Consider the following 22,257-nt stretch of genomic DNA (forward strand, 5'->3'; position numbering starts at 1 on the left):
GGCGCGGACGGCACCGCTCCGTACAAGGGCGAGACTGGTGCCATGACCGAGAGCACCGCCCCCCAGAGCGAACACCGCACCGTGCTGCTGCGCGGTGGAGACGTCCACAGCCCCGCCGATCCCTTCGCCACCGCCATGGTCGTCGAACGCGGCCATGTCGCCTGGGTGGGGTCGGAAGGGGCCGCCGACGCCTTCGCGAGCGGCGTCGACGAAGTGATCGACCTCGAAGGGGCCCTGGTCACTCCCGCGTTCACCGACGCCCACGTCCACACCACCTCGACCGGCCTCGCCCTCACCGGACTGGACCTCGCGGGCGCCCGCACCCTCGCCGAGGCCCTCGGCCTCGTACGCGCGTACACGGCCGCGCACCCCACGGACCGGGTCGTCCTCGGACATGGCTGGGACGCCACGCGCTGGCCGGAGCAGCGGCCTCCGTCGCGTGCCGAGCTCGACGCCGCGGCCGGCGGCCGGCCGCTCTATCTGCCCCGGATCGATGTGCACTCCGCCGTCGTCACGACCGCCCTCCTCGATCTGGTTCCCGGCGTCACCGCACTGGCCGGCTACCGCCCCGACGCCCCGCTGACCGGCGCCGCCCACCACGCCGTGCGCTCCGCCGCCCATGGCGCGATCTCGCCGCAGCAACGTGCCGAGGCGCAGCGTGCCGCCCTGGACCACGCCGCCTCGCTCGGCATCGGCACCCTTCACGAGTGCGGCGGACCCGACATCTCCGACGAGGAGGACTTCACCGCCCTGCTGAAGCTCGCCGCCGGGCGGCTGGGACCGCGGGTCTTCGGCTACTGGGCCGAGCAGGTCGCGGACGAGAAGGATGCCCTCAGGATCCGTGAACTCGGCGCGATCGGCGCGGCCGGTGACCTGTTCGTCGACGGTTCCCTCGGCTCGCACACCGCGTGCCTGCACGAGCCCTACGCCGACGGACCGGCCGGCGGCAGGGGCGCCGCCCACCTGGACACCGCGCAGATCGCCGCCCATGTCACCGCCTGCACAGAGGCCGGTCTGCAGGCCGGTTTCCACGCCATCGGCGACGCGGCGGTCTCCGCCGTCGTGGCAGGGGTCCGGGCCGCATCCGAGACGCTCGGGCTGTCCCGGATCCGGGCCGCACGCCATCGCGTCGAGCACGCGGAGATGCTCACCCCCGAGACGATCGCCGGTTTCGCGGAGCTGGGTCTGACCGCCTCGGTCCAGCCCGCCTTCGACGCCGCCTGGGGCGGCGAGGACGGCATGTACACCCAGCGGCTCGGCGCCGACCGGGCCCGCACCCTGAACCCGTACGCGGGCCTCCTGCGGGCCGGTGTGCCCCTTGCCTTCGGCTCGGACAGCCCGGTGACCCCGCTGGACCCGTGGGGGACCGTACGGGCCGCTGCGTTCCACCGGACGCCGGAGCACCGGATCTCCGTGCGGGCCGGCTTCACCGCGCACACCAGGGGCGGCTGGCGGGCCGTCGGCCGCGACGACGCGGGCACCCTCGTTCCCGGCGCCCCCGCCGACTACGCGGTCTGGCGCACCGAGGAGCTCGTGGTCCAGGCCCCGGACGACCGGGTCGCCCGCTGGTCGACCGACCCGAGGTCCGGGACGCCCGGCCTGCCGGATCTCACCCCGGGCGGCGACCTCCCGGTCTGTCTGCGGACCGTGATCTTCGGACAAACTGTCTACGTGCGGCCGAACGAGTGACGTCCCGACATTTCGTACCGCCGATCGAAGGCGCCCCCGCTTCCCCGCGACCTGCGTATCTCCGGTACTGACCAGGCAACTTCGGTAAACATCGCAGGTCAGACGGGTATTGACAGGAGGCGCCCACGGGCCGGTAGGTTCGGCCGAGTCCACCACAGGACGTCCGACCGGTTAAACCTCCACGCAGTCGTCGAACGCCGCTGGGTCATGGGGTGGTGTGCCGCACCGGCGCACCACCACTGACAGCCAGGTTCAGCGCCCGCGCCTCGGGGGCGAGGGAAGGTGTGAACCGGACGGCGGGTGTGACCCGGGTGGGGCCCGGACGTTCAGTAGACAACGGCTCTCGGTCGACCCGCAGCCAGCGGGCCCCAGGTCGGCCCGAAGGGCGCCGGGCCCCGATCCGCAGTTCTGTCCGTACTTTCCTCCTTCTGTCCGGGCGCTTGCCCGACAGGTGCCTACCGCGTCGGCCTCCGGCCCTGATGCGATCGATATGGTGTGCATCTGTGTACGGACGTGAGGGGCAGTAAGTGAACGACGGCGGTCAGAGGCGATACGGCCCGCTCGGCAGAGCCTTGGTGATCATCCCGACCTACAACGAGGCCGAGAACATCAAGCCGATCGTCACCCGGGTGCGCGCCGCGGTACCGGACGCGGACATCCTGGTCGCCGACGACAACAGTCCCGACGGCACGGGGAAGATCGCCGACGAGCTCGCCGCCGCCGACAGTCACGTCCAGGTCCTGCACCGCAAGGGCAAGGAAGGGCTCGGCGCCGCCTACCTCGCCGGGTTCCGCTGGGGCATCGACCACGGTTACGGCGTCCTCGTGGAGATGGACGCCGACGGCTCCCACCAGCCCGAGGAACTGCCCCGGCTGCTCACCGCCCTCAAGGGTGCCGACCTGGTGCTCGGCTCCCGCTGGGTGCCGGGCGGGCGCGTGGTCAACTGGCCCAAGTCCCGCGAGATGATCTCCCGTGGCGGCAGCACCTACTCCCGGCTGCTCCTCGGACTGCAGACCAGGGACGTCACCGGCGGCTACCGGGCCTTCCGGGCGGAGACCCTGAAGGGGATCGGCCTCGACGAGGTCGCCTCCCAGGGGTACTGCTTCCAGGTCGACCTGGCCCGTCGCACCATCGACGCGGGATACCACGTCGTCGAGGTCCCGATCACCTTCGTCGACCGCGAGATCGGTGACTCCAAGATGAGCCGCGACATCCTCGTCGAGGCACTGTGGCGGGTCACGGCCTGGGGCGTCACCGCCCGTACGAACCGGGTCCTGGGCCGCAAGTCCTCCTGATCACCCCCTTATCCCGCTTGGACGTCCGTCCAGGCACACTGGGGACCATGACGACCGGCACCCCGCCCCCGACCGCACCGAGGCGCTCGCGCGCCCGTACCTTCGTCCCCCTCGCCATCGCCGCCTGGGCAGTGCTGGAGATCTGGCTGCTGACCCTGGTGGCGGACGTGGCGGGCGGGTTCACCGTGCTGCTGCTCCTGATCGGGGGCGTCGTGCTCGGGGCCGTGGTGATGAAGGCAGCCGGCCGCCGGGCCTTTCGCAACCTCACCGAGACGCTCCAGCAGATGCCGGGCCGGCCCGGCGAGGCCGCGGCGCCGTCCACCGCCCCGTCGGGCAGCAAGGGCAATGGCTTCCTGATGCTCGGTGGGCTGCTGCTCATCATCCCGGGGATGATCTCCGACATGGCGGGACTCCTGCTGCTGGTGCCGCCGGTCCGCGCGACGCTCGGCCGGTACGCGGAGCGGTCCCTGGATCGCCGTATGCGCACCGCGTCCCCCGGCAGCCTCTCCGATGCGTTCCAGCAGGTCCGGATCCACCGTCCGGACGGAAAGGTCGTCCAGGGCGAGGTCATCCGCGACACGGAGACTCGGCCGGGCCCGCGCCCCGACAGCGGCCCGCGTCCCCCGCTCACCCCCTGAGAGCCTGTCGGGTGACCTCTGATCGGGCGGCCACGCCCTGGCACGCACGCTTCCCGCGTTGCCGAAATGTCCTCGTAGCGGAGCTACGAGGACATCCCGCCGCCTTGGAATCGCACGCACCAGACCGCGTCCGCTATCCGATCGAAGGTCACCCGACAGGCTCTGAGCGGGTCCTCGTCCGAAACCGCACCTGAACGGGCCCCCGTCCGAACGGCTGTCCTCGGTCGCCGGACGGGCTCGAGTTCCCCCTGTCCGGCATGCACGCCCGGGACGGAGAAATCAAACCCGAACGCCGCTCGGCGACGGAAGAGCAGGCCGCGGGACGCCCCCCGGCACCCAGCAGGACGCGACGGAGCCGCGGGCCGTGACACACACCGGTGTGTCACGGCCCGCGGCTCCGTCTCTCTGCGGTGTCGCGCGGTCAGGCAGACTTCCTGCTGTCCCGCGGGTGCACGGCAATGTTCATGGCTCCGGAGCGCAGAACCGCCAGCCTTTCGGCCAGCACCTCCTCAAGCTCCTCGCGTGTGCGCCGCTCCATGAGCATGTCCCAGTGCGTACGCGCAGGCTTGCCCTTCTTCTCCTCGGGGCCATCCCCGTCCACCAGGAGTGCCATGGCGCCGCACGCCTTGCACTCCCACTCCGGCGGAATTTCCGCCTCTACCGAGAACGGCATCTCAAATCGATGTCCGTTCTGGCATGCGTACTCCACCGCCTGGCGCGGGGCCAGATCGATGCCGCGGTCCGTCTCGTAGCTGGTAACCACGAGTCGCGTGCCGCGGAGAGCTCGCTCACTCATGAATCGTGCCTCCCGGGCTTGTCGCCCACAGGACAGGTGTCGCTGTCGTCGTCATCCGGTCAACGTCCGGTCGGCGGTAAAGATTCCCGTTGCCGGTCATGCGTCGCCCGTCGTGCCGCTGCTTTTTCAGGGTTGGGTACCCAACATTGCCCGGTTTGTCACATTCGGCAGAAGTTGTCACCCAACGGTTTGGCTTCTTCCACTCGCAGTAACGGTCCTCCGGGCAGGCCAAAGGCGTACACTACCGGCCTTTCACTTCAACGTCTAAATCCGTTCAGGAACGGGATTCCCCGCAGCCGCAACGGCCTGCCGTACGGGCACCCTCGCGAGCAGCACGGAACCGACCGCGAAGAAGATCACCAAAGAGATGATCGCATCCCGGTAGCTGCCGGTCAGCTGATACGCGAGACCGAACACCAGTGGCCCCAGCCAGCTCAGTCCGCGGTCGCTCATCTCGTACGCGGAGAAGTACTCCGCCTCCTTGCCGCGGGGCACCAGATGCGAGAACAGCGAGCGGGACAGTGCCTGGCTGCCGCCGAGGACCAGGCCGATCGCCGAGGCCAGCAGATAGAAGAAGACCGGGGCGTCCGAGGGCAGGAAGTATCCGGCGACGAGGATCAGGGTCCAGACGACGAGCGAGGCCAGGATCGTGCGCTTCGCGCCGTACACCCGTGCCAGCCGGCCCATGCCCAGGGCCCCGGCCACCGCCAGCACCTGCACCAGCAGCACGGCCGTGATCAAGGATGTCTGGTCGAGGCCCAGCTCCTCGGAGCCGTACACCGACGCCTGAGAGATCACCGTCTGGATGCCGTCGTTGTAGACCAGATAGGCGAGCAGGAACGAGAGCGTGAGCGGATGGCGGCGCATGTCGCGCAGGGTCGCGAGCAGTTGCCGCCAGCCGGAGCCGACCGCGCCCTCACCGCCCGGTGCCACCTGCCGGTCACGCAGCCGTCGCAGCGGTACGACCGTGAAGGCTCCCCACCAGACCCCCGCCGACGCGAGGCAGATCCGTACCGCGTCGGACTCGGAGAGACCGAATGAATCGTGGCCCGTGTAGAGGACCAGATTGAGGACGAGGACGAGCGCCCCCGACGTGTAGCCGAAGGCCCAGCCCCGGGACGAGACGGCGTCGCGTTCTTCGGGCTCGGCGATCTGCGGGAGATACGCGTTGTAGAGCACCATCGACACCGAGATCGACGCGTTCGCCACGATCAGCAGGAACGCACCCAGCAGGTAGCGGTGACCGTCCAGGAAGAACATCCCGGTCGTCGCGGCCGCCCCCACGTACGCGGCGGCCGCCAGCAGGGGCTTCTTGCGGCCCGTTCGGTCGGCGGCGGCGCCCGCGATCGGCATCACCACCACCGCCACCACGACGGACATCGAGACCGCGTAGGCGAAGAGCGAACCCGCGCGCACCGGGATGCCGAGCGGGTGCACGAAACCGTCGGCGTCGGCGGCGGCCTTGGCGATCGACGTCAGATAGGGGCCGAGAAACACGGTGAGAACGCTGGTCGAGTAGACCGAACACGCGAAGTCGTAGAAGTACCAGCCGCGTTGTTCGCGTCTGCGGTCCGCGGCGTCGGCACCGTCGTTGGTGCGTTCCGGCGTCGGTTCAGCGGTGTCGGCGGTCTCGGCGCTCAACCCGCACCCCCCTCGTATCTCCCCGTGGGGACGCCGCCGGGCCCGGCGTCAGGCCCAGGCCCCCCGCTCGCTCAGCACCGTGCGCAGCGTCTCGATGTGATCGGTCATGATGCCATCCACACCGAGATCGAGGAGAGCTGCCATCCGCTCCGGTTCGTTCACCGTCCAGACATGGACCTGGAGCCCGCGCGCATGGGCCTCCCGGACGAAGCGCCGGTCGACCACCCGGACTCCGTTCTGGCTCTCCGGGACCTGCGCGCACACCGCTCCGGCGCGCAGCGCGGCCGGTATGCCGTACGAGCGCAGTCGCAGACCCAGGACGCCGCGGACGCCGTACGAGGTGGCCAGCCGGGGGCCCGCGAGGCGGTGCGCCCTGGCCACCCGGGTCTCCGAGAACGAGCCGACGCACACCCGGTCCCAGGCGTCGGTCCGGCGGATCAGGTCGATCAGCGGGACAAGGGCAGGCTCGGCCTTGATGTCCACGTTCCAGCGGGCGTCGGGAAACGCCTCCAGCAACTCCTCGAACAGCGGAAGCGGTTCACGGCCTGCCACCCGGGCTTGCCGCACCTCGCTCCACGGCAGGTCGGCTATCCGGCCACGAGCGTCCGTCACCCGGTCCAGGGTGGCGTCGTGGAAGGCGACCAGACGTCCGTCCGACGTCGTGTGCACATCGGTCTCGAAGTAGCGGTACCCGGCATCGGCGGCCCGCCGGAACGCGGCCGTGGTGTTCTCGATCCCGTCCGCGGCTCCGCCTCGGTGGGCGAACGGGATCGTCGCGGGATGGTCCAGATAAGGGTGGCGTGCAGAGGTCACTGCGGCAGTATGGCCTCCTCCGATGGCCGGACGGTGACGGCGGTGGTGCCGGACCCCGGCGCGGGAGCGACGGTCTCGTCGGCCGGCTTCGCCTCGGGGACCGCGAAGAAGCGCAGGAACAGCTGGGCGAGCGGGCCGATGGACAGCGCGTACAGGACCGTGCCCACGCCCAGGGAGCCGCCGAGCAGGAAGCCGGTCGCCACCACGGCCACCTCGATCGCCGTACGGACCAGGCGGACGGAGCGGCCGGTGCGCCGGTGCAGTCCGGTCATCAGACCGTCGCGCGGCCCGGGGCCGAACCGTGCCGCGATGTACAGCCCCGTCGCGACACCGTTGAGCGCGATCCCCGCAACCATGATGACGATCCGGGCCGCCAGGCCGTGCAACTCCGGGACGAGGGCGAGCGTGCCGTCCATGGCGAGGCCGATGGCGAAGACATTGGAGACCGTGCCGAGCCCGGGACGCTGCCTCATCGGTATCCACAGGAGGAGGACCGCCGCGCCGACGATGATCGCGACGACGCCGATGGACAGCCCGGTGCGCTCCGCGAGGCCCTGGTGCAGCACCCCCCAGGGTTCGAGTCCGAGCCCGGCGCGGACCATGAGCGCCGAGCTCGCCCCGTACAGGGCCAGCCCGACGTACAGCTGCATCAGCCGCCGTGTGAGGTGCGCCCGGCGGGGGACGGCGGTGACGGACAAGATGTGCTCCCTCGTGTGGTGGTGGTGGACTGCCGCATGACACTCTGTGGCAGGGGATTGGCTGCCAACTATGGCCAATCCGAGGAAGGTGGACTGATTTACATGGCGCAGTGGACTTCGGCCGTCGGTGCCGCGCAGCTCGCCCGGCAGCTCCAGGCCCAGCAGCAGAAGCCGATGGGCCCCGGCGCCCGCAGGCCCCCCGCCTATCGCGCGCTCGCCGACGGAGTCCGGCTGCTCGTCCTCGAAGGCCGGGTGCCGGTCGCCGCCCGGCTCCCCGCCGAACGCGAGCTGGCGCTCGCCCTGTCCGTCAGCCGCACCACCGTTGCCGCCGCCTACGAGGCGCTGCGGGCCGAGGGATTCCTGGAGTCCCGGCGCGGCGCGGGCAGCTGGACCGCGGTCCCGGCAGGCAACCCCCTGCCCGCGCGCGGCCTGGAACCGCTGCCCCCGGAGTCGCTCGGTTCGATGATCGACCTGGGCTGTGCCTCGCTGCCCGCGCCCGAACCCTGGCTGACCCGCGCCGTCCAGGGCGCCCTGGAGGAGCTGCCGCCGTACGCGCACACCCACGGCGACTATCCGGCCGGGCTGCCGGCGCTGCGGCAGATGATCGCCGACCGCTACACCGAGCGCGGCATCCCGACGATGCCCGAACAGATCATGGTCACCACCGGTGCGATGGGCGCGATCGACGCCATCTGCCACCTCTTCGCCGGGCGCGGCGAGCGGATCGCGGTGGAGTCCCCCTCGTACGCCAACATCCTTCAGCTGATGCGGGAGGCGGGCGCCCGGCTGGTGCCGGTGGCGATGGAGGAGGGGATCGGCGGCTGGGACATGAACCGCTGGCGGCAGGTGCTGCGCGACGCGGCGCCCCGGCTCGCGTACGTCGTGGCGGACTTCCACAATCCCACCGGCGCGCTCGCCGACGAGAGCCAGCGGCGGGCCCTGGTGGACGCGGCCCGCTCCGCCGGGACGGTCCTGGTCGTCGACGAGACCATGAACGAGCTGTACCTCGACGCCGATGTCGAGATGCCGCGCCGGGTCTGTGCCTTCGACCCCGCGGGCAGCACCGTGCTCACCGTCGGCTCGGCCAGCAAGGCGTTCTGGGCAGGCATGCGGATCGGCTGGGTGCGGGCCGCGCCGGACGTGATCCGCAGTCTGGTCTCCGCCCGCGCCTACGCCGACATGGGCACACCCGTGCTGGAACAGCTCGCCATCAACTGGCTGATGCGCACGGGGGGCTGGGAGGAGGCCGTGGAGCTCCGCCGCGGTCAGGCGCGGGAGAACCGGGACGCGCTGGTCGCGGCGGTGCGGCGGGAGCTGCCGGAGTGGGAGTTCCAGGTGCCGCGCGGCGGGCTGACGCTCTGGGTGCGCACCGGCGGACTCTCGGGGTCACGGCTGGCCGTGGCGGGCGAGCGGGTGGGGGTGCGGGTGCCGTCCGGTCCGCGATTCGGCGTCGACGGAGCCTTCGAGGGGTACGTACGGCTGCCGTTCACGGTCGGCGGTCCGGTGGCGGACGAGGCGGCGGTACGGCTCGCGGCGGCGGCGGAGCTGGTGAGGTCGGGGGCGAGCGCGGGAGCGGAGGCGCCTCGCACGTTCGTCGCCTGACGGCCGAGGCGCAGCGGAAGGGGCGGGGAAGGGGCGCGTGATCCTTCCCCGCCCCTTCCGCGCTCCTACTCGCTGAGCGACATCTGCTCGGGGGTCAGGGCGATCTCCGCGGTCAGTGCGTTCTGCGGGGTCAAGGGCGGCGCAGTCGCCGGAGTCGCCGGATCCGGAACGGTCGCCTCGATCGGCGTCTGCCCCGTGGGCAGGAGATCGAGCACCGCCTGGCGGTGCGCCTCGCTCGTCGCGTCGTCGTACGGATCAGGCGTGGCCGGAACCTGGAGCCGCAGCACCGGACCGGTACCGAGCCGCACGTACCCCCGGCCGGGCGGGACGTCCGGGGTCGGTGTGGTGTGCGGCTCCAGGCCGAGCGCCGTCTCGATCTGGTCGCGGGAGTTGTGGCCGAGCACGACGCGGGCCCTGGTGTGGGTCCGTACCGTCTCGCTGAGCGTGTCCAGGCTGTCGAACTGATCGGCCAGTACCACGGTGACATTGGCTGCGCGGCCGTGCCGCAGCGGCACCTGCAGCAGCTCCTGCGGGTCGGGTCTGCCGTCGGCGGCCGCCAGATGACCGAGGACGCTGGGCCGGTCCAGCAGGATCCAGAGCGGGCGCCTGGTGTCCTCGGGCGCGGAGTGCCCCGCCTGTCGGGCCCGGTTGGCGGCGATCAGCCGCCGCTCCGTCTCATGGGCCGCCCACTCCAGGCTGGCCAGTGCGCCGGCCAGCCCGCACTCGACGGCCAGCACACCGGCGCGCCCGGTCAGGCAGGCGTACTCACCGGTTCCGCTGCCTTCGATGATGAGGATGTCGCCGTGCTGGAGCGCCTGGATGGCGATGGAGCGCATCAGCGTGGTGGTGCCGCCGCCGGGCTGTCCGACGATCAGCAGATGCGGCTCGGTGGAGCGGGCGCCGGTCCGCCAGACGACCGGGGGCGCGTCCCGGGTCGTGTTCCCGTCGGTCACCGGCACGGTGCGCTGCACCGCGTCGTTGTCGGTGAACCCCAGCACCGTCTCGCCCGGCGCGGTGACGAAGCGCTGTGCGGCGATCGAGGTGGGCAGTGCGTCGAGCACGCTCATGACGAGCTGGTTGCCCTCCTCGTTCCAGGCGAAGTGGTACTCGCGGCCACGGCCCGACTTGGCGTGCAGCAGCTGTTCGATCCGGGTACGGGAGGCGGTCTCGCTGTCGGTGAAGTATGCGGGGTACGAGACCTGGAGGCGGGTGACGCGACCGTCGCCGTCGAACGCGTAGCCGCTGAGCGCCTTGGCCCAGTCGCCACCGTGGGCGAACAGCGGACTGGGGTCCTCGGCGACGGAGAAGTGCGGCACGAGCGCCTCGTACAGCGCCTGCAGTCGCGCCGTCTCGGCCTTGCCGGGACCGGTCTTCGCGGGCGTGCGTTCCCGCCCTTTCCACGCGGCGGCGCCCATCACCGTGACCAGGGCGAGCAGCGGCCCGTACGGGATGAGCACCACCACGAGTACGCAGGCCGCGACGAGGAACAGAATGGGATTACGCCGCTCCTTGGGCGTCGCCGCCCACTTCTGCCGTCCTGCACCCGCCAGCAGCCGCAGACCACGAACGACCCTGATCAGCGGATGGAGGACGTCGGTGGCGTTGGCGGCGGCCGTGCGCGCGAACTCGCGACTGCGAGTGATCGAAGCGCTGCCGCTGCTCAGAATGCGGGGAAGGGGTCGCCGGGCCACGTCGGTTCTCCTGAGGGGTGGGAGCGGTCGCGGCGGGTCAGAACTTGATCCCGCCCAGGAGGCTGGCCAGGCTCGCGCCGCCCGCCGTGATGCTCGGTGCGATGGCGGTGCCTGCCAGATAGAAGCCGAACAGGGCGGTGACGAAGGCGTGCGAGCCCTTCAGACCGTCCTTCCTGAAGAACAGGAAGACGATGATGCCGAGGATGACGACGCCAGACATGGAAAGGTTCATGAGTGGTTCTCCTGTTTGGGGGACAGTCACCATGAGTCCTTCCAGGCTCACAAAAAGTATCTATAGGATAAAAGCTGTAATTGGGTGAAAACCCGATTTTTTCACTGGACTGGCCGACAGGGGAACGCGGTGCGGACGGACCTTCCGGTGCCGCGCACCGTTGCGGCCTCACGCGACGTGATGCTTTGCCGCGGCCGGGGCGCGGCATGTGCGCTGCGGAGCAGTACCCTGTCGATTCACTCGTACGGCCCCCACGGCGTACCACCCCCCTGGCAGGCAGCAGCGAAACCCGTTGATGGAAGGCGGTCCGTCCGATGAGCGAAGCCCCCGAACCCGAGGTCGTCGAGCTGGCGACCAAGGTCTTCGACCTGGCGCGCCGCGGGGAGACCGAGGCGCTCGCCGCGTACCTGGATGCCGGTGTGCCCGCAAACCTCACCAACGACCGGGGCGACACGCTGCTCATGCTCGCCGCGTATCACGGGCACGCCCCCGCGGTCGCGGCCCTCGTGAGCCGGGGAGCCGACCCGGACCGGGCCAACGACCGCGGGCAGACGCCGCTCGCCGGAGCCGTCTTCAAGGGCGAGGCTGCGGTGATCGAGGCGCTCCTCGCCGCGGGCGCCGACCCGGACGCCGGTACACCGTCCGCAACGGATACCGCACGCATGTTCGGCAAGGCCGACCTGCTGGAACTCTTCGGCTCCCGCTGAACGGGTTCGCCGTAAATGTGGTCGCGGTGGCGAAATGGGTGGGTCATCATGACGTCGCGGGCCCGATTCGGGCCACCGACGAGAGGCAGAGGAAGATGGTCTACAGCAAGCAGAAGACGGCGGTCGGCCGATCATGTTGCTGCGCGGCGTAGTGCCCACCCGGCACTTGGAACTGCACAGTCCCGGTTGCGTCGACAGCTTGATGTGAGGCTTCTCCCATGTTCGATCCGTTCATAGCGCCGAGCGGCACCCTGCTCGGCCTGCTGCAGAGGGGCCGCGGCGACGGCACGCTCCACGCGCTCGCCGCACCGCGCCCCGAGGCCCTCGCGGCGCTCAACCACTGTGTCCTGAGCGACCCGCGTCACGACTGGCAGGTCGAGAACCGCTCCCTCTACTACGCACGCCTGTATCTCGACCTCGACGGCGGCATCGAAGAGATCGAGCGGCACCTCTGCGATCCCGACGACCACATCGACACCGACGACTCGCGGACCGGCCTGGCCCTCGCGGTCCTCGGCCACCTCGCCTCGTACGGACGCGGCGACGCCCTGGCCCTGCTGAGGCGGTACGCGGCGACGGGCGCCAACTGGGCGTGGGCCCTCGACGAGCTGGCCCTGCGTGACGACGACGCCGGGCTCCGTTCCCTCGCCGTGCCCGTCCTCGGCCGGTTCCCCGCCACCGAGGAGGGCGCCGCCGAACTCGCGGCCGCCGTGCGGGACGCCTTCGAACCCCGGCCCTGGCGGCTGTGGGCCGACGACCCGCGTGAAGCGGTCGGCGCCCGGGTCAGGGCCGCCTCCGAACAGGGCTCGTTCGACCGCTGGCAGCGGCAGATGCGGCCCGGCGGCCCACGCCCCGGCTGGAGCGTCCAGGCCGTGTTCGACTGGGCCCAGCAAGGACTGGACCGCGGCAGCGTCCTCCACGTACCGGCCGCCCGCTGCCTGACTGCCGTCGCCGGTCCCGAGGACCGGCCGTTGATCGTCGAGACCGCCCGCAGCGGTCCGGACGGCGCCCGTTGCGCTGCCCTGCACTACCTCTCCGAGGCCAGGGACCCCGCTGTCCTCGACCTCATTGAGGCCGCGGCGGTCAGCCCGTCGAGCACCGTCGCCGACGCGGCCGTCGCCGCCTTCGAGCGGATGTGCGGCGACGCGGCGGTGGACCGGGCCAGGAACTGGGCCCGACGGCCCGACGCGCTCGGCGCCTCCGCCGCCGGTGTGCTCGCCTGCCGGGGTGGAGCCGAGGACTCCTCCCTCGTCCTCGCCGCCCTGCGCGACGCCGTACGCGGTGAAGGACCGGACGCACCGCGCCTGTGGACCCTGGTCGACGGCACGGGCCGGCTGGGCATCGCCTGCGCCGCACCCGTCCTGCGCCATGTCTACCGGGAGACGTCCTCCTCCCATCTGCGCGGCCGGGCGGCCCGCGCGCTCGCCGCCACCGACCCCTCCTTCGCCACCGGCTTCGCCGTCGAATGCCTGTGGGACTGCGAGGAGTCCACCCGCGAGGTCGCCGCACTCCATGCGGAGACCGGCGACATCAGGGTCGCCGAACGGCTGCGCCGACTGGCCGCCGACCCGGCCGAGGAGGCCGAGGTGCAGACCGCGGTACGCAGCAGGATCGGGCCCGACGCCCCCGCTGCCTGACCCGCTCCACGCACAGCAGGACGCAGCGCTTCGGGGGAGCGCGGCGTACCCGCCCACGGACGTCCAACGCTCATGGGACGTTCCCCGGGGGGAAAGATCCAAGTCGGCCCAGTCACGTCCGGTGCGACGACAACACGGGTATGCGTGTCGTCATCGTCACCGAATCCTTCCCGCCCGATGTCAACGGCGTGGCCCACTGCACCCTGCAGACCGCTCGGCATCTCGCCGCGCGCGGCCATGAACCGCTCGTCATCGCTCCGGCCACCGCCGGCGCGACGACCACGTCCCGCTCCTCCTCACCCCCGTACCCGGGCACCCCGGGCGGCACCGACCTCTTCGCGTCGGCCGCGCCCTGCCCCGTGGTGCGCGTCCCGTCCCTGCCACTGCCCGGCTACTCCCAGGTCCGGGTGGCGCTTCCCAGCCGTCGGCTGACCGCGGCCCTCATCGCCCACCGGGCCGAACTCGTCCATCTCGCCGGACCGTTCGTGCTCGGCGTCCGCGGCATGGCGGCCGCCGCCCGGCTGGGGCTGCCGACCGTGGCCGTCTACCAGACCGATCTGGCCGGCTACGCCCGTACGTACCTCGGCGCCGGCGAGAGCACCGCCTGGCGCCGGATGCGCGCCGTGCACAGCGCCGCCGACCGCACGCTCGCTCCGTCGACCGCCGCCGTCCGCGACCTCACCGACCACGGGGTGGAGCGGGTGCGGCTGTGGCCGCGTGGCGTCGACACCGTACGGTTCCGGCCCGCGCTGCGCGACGAGGCGCTGCGTCGGCACCTCGCCCCCGGCGGGGAGAAGCTCGTCGGATACGTCGGCCGGCTCGCCCCGGAGAAGCACGTGGAACTTCTCGCCGGGGCCTGCGGACTGCCCGGGGTGCGGGTCGTGGTCGTCGGTGACGGCCCGAGCGGCCCCTCTCTGCGCGCGGCTCTGCCCGGCGCCGTCTTCCTCGGCCGCAGGACCGGGGACGACCTCGCCCGGATCGTCGCGTCGCTGGACATGTTCGTGCACACCGGCCCGTACGAGACGTTCTGCCAGACCGTGCAGGAGGCGATGGCCTCCGGTGTGCCCGTAGTCGCCCCGGCGGCGGGCGGACCGCTCGATCTCGTCGACCACGGGCGGACCGGGCTGCTGGTCCCGCCGCACGACACCGACGCGGTACGGGCGGCCGTCGGCGCACTCGTTGCGGACCCGGCCCTCGCGGCGGCGTACGGGCGGACCGGGCGGGCCATGGTCGAGGGCCGCACCTGGGAAGCCGTCGGTGATCAGCTGCTCGGCCACTACGACGAGGTGCTGCGCGACCGGCCGGCGGTGGCCGCATGACCGGGCGCGAGCGGGGAACGACCATCGTCCGTCTGGCGAACTTCGTCACCCCGTCCTCCGGCGGACTGCGCACCGCCCTGGACGAACTCGGCCGCGGCTACCTCGCGGCCGGGCACGAACCGGTGCTCGTCGTCCCCGGCGACAGCGCCGGCGATGTGTACACCGAGCAGGGCAGGGTGATCACCCTGCCCGGTCCGGTGCTGCCGGGCAGCGGCGGCTACCGCGTGCTGGCCGGCCGCCGCAGGCTCCGCGACCTCCTCGGAACGCTGCGTCCCGACCGTCTGGAGGTCTCCGATCGCACCACCCTGCGCTGGACGGGCGAGTGGGCGCGCCGCGCCAGGGTGCCCGCCGTGATGGTCTCCCACGAGACGGCGGACGGGGTGCTGCGCACCTGGGGCGTACCGCCGGCCGCGGCCGGACGCGCCGCCGACCGCCTCAACATCCTCAGCGCTCACGCCTACACGAGGATCGTCTGCACCACGGAGTGGGCGGAGCGCGAGTTCATACGGATCGGCGCCCGCAACGTGGTCCGCGCCCCGCTCGGCGTGGACCTGCGGCGCTGCCGCCCCGGCCGCCGCAGCACGGTCCTGCGCGCCCGCCATGCGCACGGCCGGTCCGTACTGATTCTGCTCTGCTCCCGCCTCTCGGTGGAGAAACGTCCCGGCCGCGCCCTGGACGCCCTCGCCGTCCTGAACGGCCTGGGCGTGCCTGCGACGCTGCTCGTCGCGGGGGACGGGCCGCTGCGCGCGGGGCTGGAGAGCCGGGTACGGGCGGAGCGGCTGCCGGTCGAGTTCCTGGGCCATGTGCGCGACCGGGAGCGGATGGCGGATCTGCAGGCTGCGGCCGACATCTGCCTGGCGCCGGGCCCCGCCGAGACGTTCGGCCTCTCGGCCCTGGAGGCACTGGCCTGCGGCACCCCGGTGGTGGCGAGCGCGAGTTCAGCGCTGCCGGAGGTGATCGGCGGTGCGGGAGCGGCTGCGGCGGACACCGGCGACGCATTCGCCGCGGCGGTACGGGAACTGCTGGCGCGCCCGGAGAGGGAGCGGCGCACGGCGGCGCGACAACGTGCCGAACTCTTCGGCTGGGACCGCTCGGTGGCCGCGTTCCTGGCGGCGCACGAGGTGCCGGAGCGGGGCGGGATCCGGGGGGCGCGGACATGACGGGGGTGCGGGCGAGGGCGGGCGGCGCAGAGGATGCCGTGGCGGTGCCGGTCGTGCCAGGGGTGCCCGTGGCCGCGCCGGTCTGCGGGCCGGCTCCGGCGCCGGTGACGGAGGCTCTGCCGGAACCGTCTGCCCCGCCCCAGAGCCCCCACTCCCCGATCCGGTTCGCCGCGCTCGGGGACTCGTTCACCGAAGGAGTCGGTGATCCTGTCCCCGGTGGCCGGCGCGGCTGGGCCGCGTTGCTTGCCGAGGGCATCGGCGACAGCCACCGGGGCGTCGAGTTCCGTAACTTCGCCGTCAGCGGTTCGCTCTCCGGCGATGTCCGTGACCGGCAGGCTCCGGCCGCCGCCGCCTTCCGGCCCGACCTCGCCTCCGTGGTCGTCGGCGTCAACGACACCCTCCGCCGCTCCTTCGACATCCGGCTCATCGCCCGGCGGCTGGACGAGGTCTGTGCGCTCCTGACCGGCGGCGGAGCCGTACTCCTGACGGCGTGTCTGCCCGATCCCGGTTCCGTCCTCGGGCTGCCCGCACCCCTGGGGCGCCCGTTGGCACGGCGCCAGGGTGCGGTGAATGCCGTGGTGCATGCCCTGTCCGCCCGCTACGACGCCGTCCACCTGCACGTCTCGGACAGGGCATGGGTCTCCGACCGCTCGCAGTGGAGCGTCGACCGGCTCCATCCGGCCGAGCGCGGCCATCGATCGGTCGCGGCCGGATTCCACGCCCTGCTCGCCGCCCGCGGTCTTGTCCTCGGCGCCCCGCCCGGACGCGAGCCGGAGCAGCCGCCGCCCAGCCGTGCCGACTCGTTGTTCTGGCTGGCCACGGCGGGCACCGGGTGGCTGGTGCGGCGGAGCACCGATCTGCTGCCTCAGCTGCTGTGCCTGGCGGGAGCGGAGGTGCGGCACTGGGCGCGCGGCACGAGCGGGCAGCTGGACCGGCGGGCCGACCAGGCGTTGCAGGGCGCGCTTGCCGCCGTCACGCCCGAGGGGCGGCACGTCGCGTCCGTGTTGTCCGCGCCGCGCGTCAGTATGGAGAGATGACGGGACGCTGGGAGTTCTGGATCGACCGTGGCGGCACGTTCACCGACGTGGTGGGCCGCGATCCCGACGGGCACCTGGTCACCCGCAAGCTCCTCTCGGACGACCCGGACCGCTACCGTGACGCCGCCGTCGCCGGGATCCGCCTCATGCTCGGCCTCGGTCCCACCGACCCGGTCCCCGCCGACCGGGTCGGCAGTGTGAAGATGGGCACGACCGTCGCCACCAACGCCCTGCTCGAGCGGCGTGGGGAGCCGACCGTCCTGGTCACCACCGAAGGGTTCCGGGACGCCCTGCGCATCGCGTACCAGAACCGTCCGCGCCTCTTCGACCGCCGCATCCTGCTGCCGGAGGCCGTGTACGACCGGGTGATCGAGGTCCCGGAGCGGATCGATGCGCACGGCCGGACTCTCACCCCCCTCGATCTGCCTGCGACGGCGGCGCAGTTGAGAGCCGCGAGGGCGGCCGGCTTCCGCAGCGCGGCGGTCGTCCTGATGCACGGCTACCGTCACCCCGCCCACGAGGCCGCCGTCGCCGCCGCGGCCCGTGAGGCAGGCTTCACCCAGGTCAGCTGCTCGCACGAGGTCAGCCCGCTGATCAAGCTGGTACCGCGCGGCGACACCACCGTCGTCGACGCGTACCTCTCGCCGATCCTGCGCCGGTACGTCGAGGAGGTCGCGGGCGAACTGGAGTCCGTCCGGCTGATGTTCATGCAGTCCAACGGCGGACTGCGGGAAGCCGCGCACTTCCGTGGCAAGGACGCGGTGCTGTCCGGTCCCGCCGGTGGGGTCGTCGGCATGGCCCGTACGTCCGGACAGGCCGGATTCGACCGGGTCATCGGCTTCGACATGGGCGGCACCTCCACCGATGTCTCGCACTACGCGGGCGAGTTCGAGCGCGAGCTCGGCACCCAGGTGGCCGGGGTCCGGATGCGCGCCCCGATGATGAACATCCATACCGTTGCGGCCGGTGGCGGCTCCGTCCTGCACTTCGACGGCCGGCGCTACCGGGTCGGACCCGACTCCGCGGGCGCGGACCCCGGCCCGGCCTGCTACCGCAGGGGCGGGCCGCTCACCGTCACCGACGCCAATGTGATGCTCGGCCGGGTACAGCCCGCGCACTTCCCGGCGGTCTTCGGGCCGGAGGGAAACCTGCCGCTCGACGCCGACGTCGTGCACCGGCGGTTCGGGGCACTCGCCGACAAGGTGGCACAGGCCACCGGCACGCGACGTACCGCAGCCGAGGCCGCGGCCGGATTCCTGGAGATCGCCGTGCTCAACATGGCGAACGCGGTCAAGAAGATCTCCGTGGAGCGCGGCCATGACATCACCCGCTACGCCCTCACCTGCTTCGGCGGCGCCGGCGGTCAGCACGCCTGCGCCGTCGCCGACGCACTCGGCGTCGACACCGTCCTCGTGCCACCGCTGGCCGGGGTGCTGTCCGCGTACGGCATCGGACTCGCCGACGCCACCGCCATGCGCGAACAGTCCGTCGAAGCGGAGCTGGACGCCGAAGGCACCGGGACCACGGTCGACGCGCTCTGCGCGGAACTGGCCGCCCGCACCCGCGCCGAACTGCGCGCCGACGGCCTCGAGGACAGCGCCATCAGCACCCACGCCCGGGTTCTCCTGCGCTACGCAGGCACGGACGCGAGCCTGCCCGTCGACCTGGACACCGCGCCTGCGATGACAGGGGCGTTCACGGACGAGCACCGCGCCCGCTACGGCTTCATCATGGACAGACCACTGCTCGTCGAGGCGGTGTCGGTCGAGGCGACCGGCGCGGCGGGCCGGCACGTACCGCACCCGGTGGACCGGACGGTCCGCCAGGGCACACCACAACCCCACGACACGGTACGGATGTTCGCCGAGGGCCGATGGCAGGACACCCCGCTCCACCGGCGCGAGGCCCTGCAGCCGTCGGACACCGTGACCGGTCCCGCCGTGATCGCCGAGGCCGACGCCACCACCGTCGTCGACCCCGGCTGGCAGGTCACCATCGGCTACACCGGCCATCTGCTGCTCACCCGGGTCCGCCCGCGCCCCGCCCGGACCGCCGTCGGCACACGGGTGGACCCGGTCATGCTGGAGGTGTTCAACAATCTCTTCATGTCGATCGCCGAGCAGATGGGCGTGCGCCTGGAGAACACCGCCCACTCCGTCAACATCAAGGAGCGGCTCGACTTCTCCTGCGCGCTCTTCGACGCGGACGGCAACCTGATCGCCAACGCCCCGCACATCCCGGTGCACCTCGGCTCGATGGGGGAGTCCATCAAGGAAGTGCTGCGGCGCAACGGCTCCACGATGCGCCCCGGCGATGTGTACGCCATCAACGACCCGTACCACGGGGGCACCCATCTGCCCGATGTGACGGTGGTGACCCCGGTGTTCGACGAACGCGGCGAGAGCGGCTCGGGGCTGAGATTCCTGGTGGCGTCACGTGGCCACCACGCCGAGATCGGCGGCATCACCCCCGGCTCCATGCCCGCCTTCAGCCGCACCATCGACGAGGAAGGGGTCCTGTTCGACAACTGGCTGCTGGTGAGGGACGGCAGGTTCCGCGAGGCCGAGACCCGCGAGCTGCTCACCACCGCCGCGTACCCGTCCCGCGACCCCGACACCAATCTCGCCGATCTGCGGGCCCAGATCGCCGCCAACGAGAAGGGCATCGCGGAACTGCGCCGCACGGTGGACCAGTTCGGCGCGGAGGCCGTCGACGCGTACATGGGCCACGTGCAGGACAACGCCGAGGAGTCCGTACGCCGGATCATCGGGCGCCTGCACGACGGTTCGTACCGCTACGAGACCGACAACGGCGCCGTGATCGAGGTCGCGCTGACCGTGGACCGTACCGCCCGCAGCGCGATCATCGACTTCACCGGCACCTCACCGCAGCAGCCGGGGAACTTCAACGCCCCGAAGTCCGTCGTCATGGCCGCGGTTCTGTACGTCTTCCGGACCCTGGTCGCCGACGACATCCCGCTCAACAGCGGCTGCCTCAAACCCGTGGAGGTCAGAGTCCCGGCCGGTTCGATGCTGGCGCCCGTCCATCCCGCGGCCACCGTCGCGGGCAATGTGGAGACCTCCCAGGCCGTCACGGGCGCGCTGTACGGGGCGCTCGGCATCCAGGCCGAGGGCTCCGGCACCATGAACAACCTGACGTTCGGCAATGACCGCGTCCAGTACTACGAGACGGTGGCCAGCGGCTCGGGCGCCGGCGACGGCTTCGACGGCACCGACGCCGTGCAGACCCATATGACCAATTCCCGGCTCACCGACCCCGAAGTGCTCGAATGGCGCTACCCGGTCCTGGTCGAGAGCTTCCGGGTACGGGACGGCAGCGGGGGAGCAGGCCGGTGGCACGGCGGCTGCGGGGTCGAGCGCAGACTCCGGTTCCTCGAACCCGTCACGGTGGCGCTGCTCACAGGACATCGCCGCGTCCCTCCGTACGGCATGGCGGGCGGCGAACCGGGCGCGCTGGGCAGCCAGCACATCGAGCGAGCCGACGGGAAGAACACGGTCACCTCGCTGGAGGGGTGCGACACGGCCGAACTGGCGCCCGGCGACGTCCTGGTCGTGTGCACACCCGGCGGCGGAGGATACGGAGTGCGGCAACCGGTCGCTTCTGCGCCGTTTCGACCGTTGTCGGTGTGAGGACCTAATCTGTGCAGCGTGACTTCGCCTGCCTACACGGACAACGCTGCGCCCCAGCTCAGCGCGGGGCCGCGGCCCGCCCCGGGCCCGGCCGCCGACGAGGGGCTCTCCCGGCGGCTGCGCGCGCTCGCCTGCACGGCGCCGCTGCACGACCTCGACGTGCGCAAGGCTAATCTGGCCGGCGAGTACACGGTCTACGCGATGGCGGAGGTCGCGCTCGCCGCGATCGACCAGGTCACACTGCACATGGACTTCGACACGGGCGCCGATCACGAGCAGATAGTGGCCAAGCTGCTCCCGCGCGTCGCTGCCCAGGCCCCGCGTCGTCCCGCCGCGGAGCACGAGCGGGTCGCCCGCTGGGTGCTCGAGAATCTGATCAACGTCGGAAGCGTGGACCGCGGCTTCCGCGCGGTGTACGGCACGTTCGGCACCGACGGGGTGTATGTCCGCAGGGACTATGATTTCAAGCTGATCGAAGAGGTCCCCGGCTACGGCGGCAGCGTCTATCTGAGGGCCACCGACGAAGCGGTCAACGTCCTGGTCGGCGCCCTCGACACGGACGTCACCAGCGCCCAGATCGCCGCCGAGGTGAAACTGGAGGTCCTGATCAGCCGGGGCCGCCTCGCCGATGCGCAGCTCGCCGCAGAACAGGCCCGATACCGCACCGTGCAGTACGCGGAGACGCTCCGCAAGACACTGGAGGCGACCCGGCGCAACGTCAGAGCCGTCGACTGGCTCAACGCCGTGCCCGACATGATCGCCGAGGCACTGGACCACGTGGCCGACCGCTACCGCCACGAGAACGCGATCCTCACCAACATCCGCAAGGCCCGGGACGAGGCGGAGGGCCCCGAGCACAAGCGCCGCGCCGCCGAGCTCGTCGACATAGTGAAGGACTGCATCCGCCGCCACACCCAGCTGCAGTCCCGCCTGCTGGAGGCAGGACCGCTGTTCCGTGCCGAGCAGGACCGGCAGGCGTTCGCCACTCCCACGGCCAGGACCGGCCTCGACCTGTACGGCCAGCTGGTCGCCCCCCTGCTGCCGCTCCCGGTCGAACAGGCCATCCGCGTCACCGACGCGTTCTTCGCCCACGGCACGGGGCTGCGCACGCCCACCTCGGTGCGGGTGGGTGACCTGGTCGACATGCTGCTCACCCCGCCCCTGGAGCGGGAGCATCTGGGGGCCGAGATGCCCGAGCCGGATCTGATCGCCACCCCGGACGACAGCAGGTTCAGCGAGGAGCAGCTGGCGAGCGCCATGAACCTCCTCGATCTGGAGCACGACGCACCGCGCCGGCTCTCCGGGCTCCTCGCCGAGGCCCGGCGGAGTGATCCGGACCTGCCCTATCTGGTCGCCCTGCTTGCGGTGCACGCCGCATCCCCGCCGGTCGGCACCGCGTACCGGCAGGGCGAGCGGCGCCTGCTGTTCGCCGTCGACGACGGGACCCGGCTGGACGACCCGGAGTTCGGCGGGGCGGACCTGATCGTGGGCATGGCCCTGCTGGACGCGGCGGGCATGGCCGCGGACCGCTCGGAGGCCTCATGAGCGGGCAGGGGCGCCGGACCCGACGGGGCCCTGATCACCGCCGGCCCCGGGCCACCCCCGGATGCGCGGTTCCGCCCGCACCCTTCCGTACGGACGCCGTGAGAGCC

General features: G+C 71.9%; 17 protein-coding genes. 11 read left to right on the plus strand and 6 right to left on the minus strand.

Annotated features, from left to right (window positions below; all coding sequences use genetic code 11):
• The first annotated feature begins 42 nt into the window (after window positions 1–42).
• The 3 genes from OG972_RS33910 (at window position 43) to fxsA (ending at window position 3,622) form a co-directional block, all read left to right on the plus strand.
• Window positions 43–1,689 carry an amidohydrolase gene (locus OG972_RS33910; RefSeq protein WP_266988078.1) on the plus strand — a complete coding sequence of 549 codons (1,647 nt, stop codon included), beginning with the start codon at window positions 43–45 and terminating at the stop codon, window positions 1,687–1,689.
• A 527-nt stretch (window positions 1,690–2,216) separates the two neighbouring features.
• The gene (locus tag OG972_RS33915) at window positions 2,217–2,984 is read left to right on the plus strand and encodes a polyprenol monophosphomannose synthase (protein WP_266988080.1); all 768 of its coding nucleotides are present in this window, start codon (window positions 2,217–2,219) and stop codon (window positions 2,982–2,984) included.
• Window positions 2,985–3,031: 47 nt separating this feature from the next.
• Window positions 3,032–3,622, plus strand: a complete 591-nt coding sequence (gene fxsA, locus OG972_RS33920) for an FxsA family membrane protein (protein WP_266988082.1) — start codon at window positions 3,032–3,034, stop codon at window positions 3,620–3,622.
• A gap of 421 nt (window positions 3,623–4,043) precedes the next feature.
• On the opposite strand, the gene OG972_RS33925 is transcribed toward fxsA, so the two are convergent.
• The 4 genes from OG972_RS33925 to OG972_RS33940 all read right to left on the minus strand — a co-directional run bounded on the left by OG972_RS33925 (window position 4,044) and on the right by OG972_RS33940 (window position 7,522).
• The gene (locus tag OG972_RS33925; RefSeq protein ID WP_007262928.1) at window positions 4,044–4,418 is read right to left on the minus strand and encodes an RNA polymerase-binding protein RbpA; all 375 of its coding nucleotides are present in this window, start codon (window positions 4,416–4,418) and stop codon (window positions 4,044–4,046) included.
• A gap of 264 nt (window positions 4,419–4,682) precedes the next feature.
• Window positions 4,683–6,059 carry an MFS transporter gene (locus tag OG972_RS33930; protein ID WP_266988084.1) on the minus strand — a complete coding sequence of 459 codons (1,377 nt, stop codon included), beginning with the start codon at window positions 6,057–6,059 and terminating at the stop codon, window positions 4,683–4,685.
• 48 nt (window positions 6,060–6,107) lie between these two features.
• Complete coding sequence (locus OG972_RS33935) at window positions 6,108–6,872, minus strand: glycerophosphodiester phosphodiesterase (RefSeq protein ID WP_266988086.1); 765 nt, start codon at window positions 6,870–6,872, stop codon at window positions 6,108–6,110.
• Window positions 6,869–7,522, minus strand: coding sequence for a YitT family protein (locus tag OG972_RS33940; RefSeq protein ID WP_266990879.1), 654 nt, complete (start codon window positions 7,520–7,522; stop codon window positions 6,869–6,871). The genes OG972_RS33935 and OG972_RS33940 overlap by 4 nt, the downstream gene beginning before the upstream one ends.
• A 150-nt stretch (window positions 7,523–7,672) precedes the next feature.
• On the opposite strand from OG972_RS33940, the gene OG972_RS33945 reads away from it, so the two are divergent.
• Entirely contained in the window at window positions 7,673–9,172 is a 1,500-nt protein-coding gene (locus tag OG972_RS33945) for a PLP-dependent aminotransferase family protein (RefSeq protein WP_266988088.1), read from the plus strand.
• 65 nt (window positions 9,173–9,237) lie between these two features.
• Here OG972_RS33945 and OG972_RS33950 read toward each other — a convergent pair whose 3' ends face one another.
• The gene (locus OG972_RS33950) at window positions 9,238–10,863 is read right to left on the minus strand and encodes a hypothetical protein (RefSeq protein WP_266988090.1); all 1,626 of its coding nucleotides are present in this window, start codon (window positions 10,861–10,863) and stop codon (window positions 9,238–9,240) included.
• A 37-nt stretch (window positions 10,864–10,900) separates the two neighbouring features.
• Window positions 10,901–11,095, minus strand: a complete 195-nt coding sequence (locus tag OG972_RS33955; RefSeq protein WP_266988092.1) for a hypothetical protein — start codon at window positions 11,093–11,095, stop codon at window positions 10,901–10,903.
• 314 nt (window positions 11,096–11,409) lie between these two features.
• Here OG972_RS33955 and OG972_RS33960 point away from each other — a divergent pair, with 314 nt between their 5' ends.
• The 7 genes from OG972_RS33960 (at window position 11,410) to OG972_RS33990 (ending at window position 22,150) form a co-directional block, all read left to right on the plus strand.
• Complete coding sequence (locus OG972_RS33960; RefSeq protein WP_266988094.1) at window positions 11,410–11,802, plus strand: ankyrin repeat domain-containing protein; 393 nt, start codon at window positions 11,410–11,412, stop codon at window positions 11,800–11,802.
• A gap of 218 nt (window positions 11,803–12,020) precedes the next feature.
• On the plus strand, window positions 12,021–13,439 hold the full coding sequence (locus OG972_RS33965; protein WP_266988096.1) for a HEAT repeat domain-containing protein: 1,419 nt from the start codon (window positions 12,021–12,023) through the stop codon (window positions 13,437–13,439).
• A 140-nt stretch (window positions 13,440–13,579) separates the two neighbouring features.
• A complete protein-coding gene (locus tag OG972_RS33970; protein ID WP_266988098.1) occupies window positions 13,580–14,758 on the plus strand; it encodes a glycosyltransferase family 1 protein in 1,179 nt (392 codons plus the stop codon).
• The gene (locus tag OG972_RS33975) at window positions 14,755–15,918 is read left to right on the plus strand and encodes a glycosyltransferase (RefSeq protein ID WP_266988100.1); all 1,164 of its coding nucleotides are present in this window, start codon (window positions 14,755–14,757) and stop codon (window positions 15,916–15,918) included. The genes OG972_RS33970 and OG972_RS33975 overlap by 4 nt, the downstream gene beginning before the upstream one ends.
• 44 nt (window positions 15,919–15,962) lie before the next feature.
• On the plus strand, window positions 15,963–16,955 hold the full coding sequence (locus OG972_RS33980) for an SGNH/GDSL hydrolase family protein (protein ID WP_266988102.1): 993 nt from the start codon (window positions 15,963–15,965) through the stop codon (window positions 16,953–16,955).
• Window positions 16,952–20,605 carry a hydantoinase B/oxoprolinase family protein gene (locus tag OG972_RS33985; RefSeq protein ID WP_266988104.1) on the plus strand — a complete coding sequence of 1,218 codons (3,654 nt, stop codon included), beginning with the start codon at window positions 16,952–16,954 and terminating at the stop codon, window positions 20,603–20,605. The genes OG972_RS33980 and OG972_RS33985 overlap by 4 nt, the downstream gene beginning before the upstream one ends.
• A gap of 18 nt (window positions 20,606–20,623) precedes the next feature.
• Complete coding sequence (locus OG972_RS33990; protein WP_266988106.1) at window positions 20,624–22,150, plus strand: hypothetical protein; 1,527 nt, start codon at window positions 20,624–20,626, stop codon at window positions 22,148–22,150.
• The last annotated feature ends 107 nt before the right edge of the window (window positions 22,151–22,257 follow it).

The sequence above is a fragment of the Streptomyces sp. NBC_01669 genome, from assembly GCF_026339735.1.
Taxonomy (GTDB): domain Bacteria; phylum Actinomycetota; class Actinomycetes; order Streptomycetales; family Streptomycetaceae; genus Streptomyces; species Streptomyces yanii.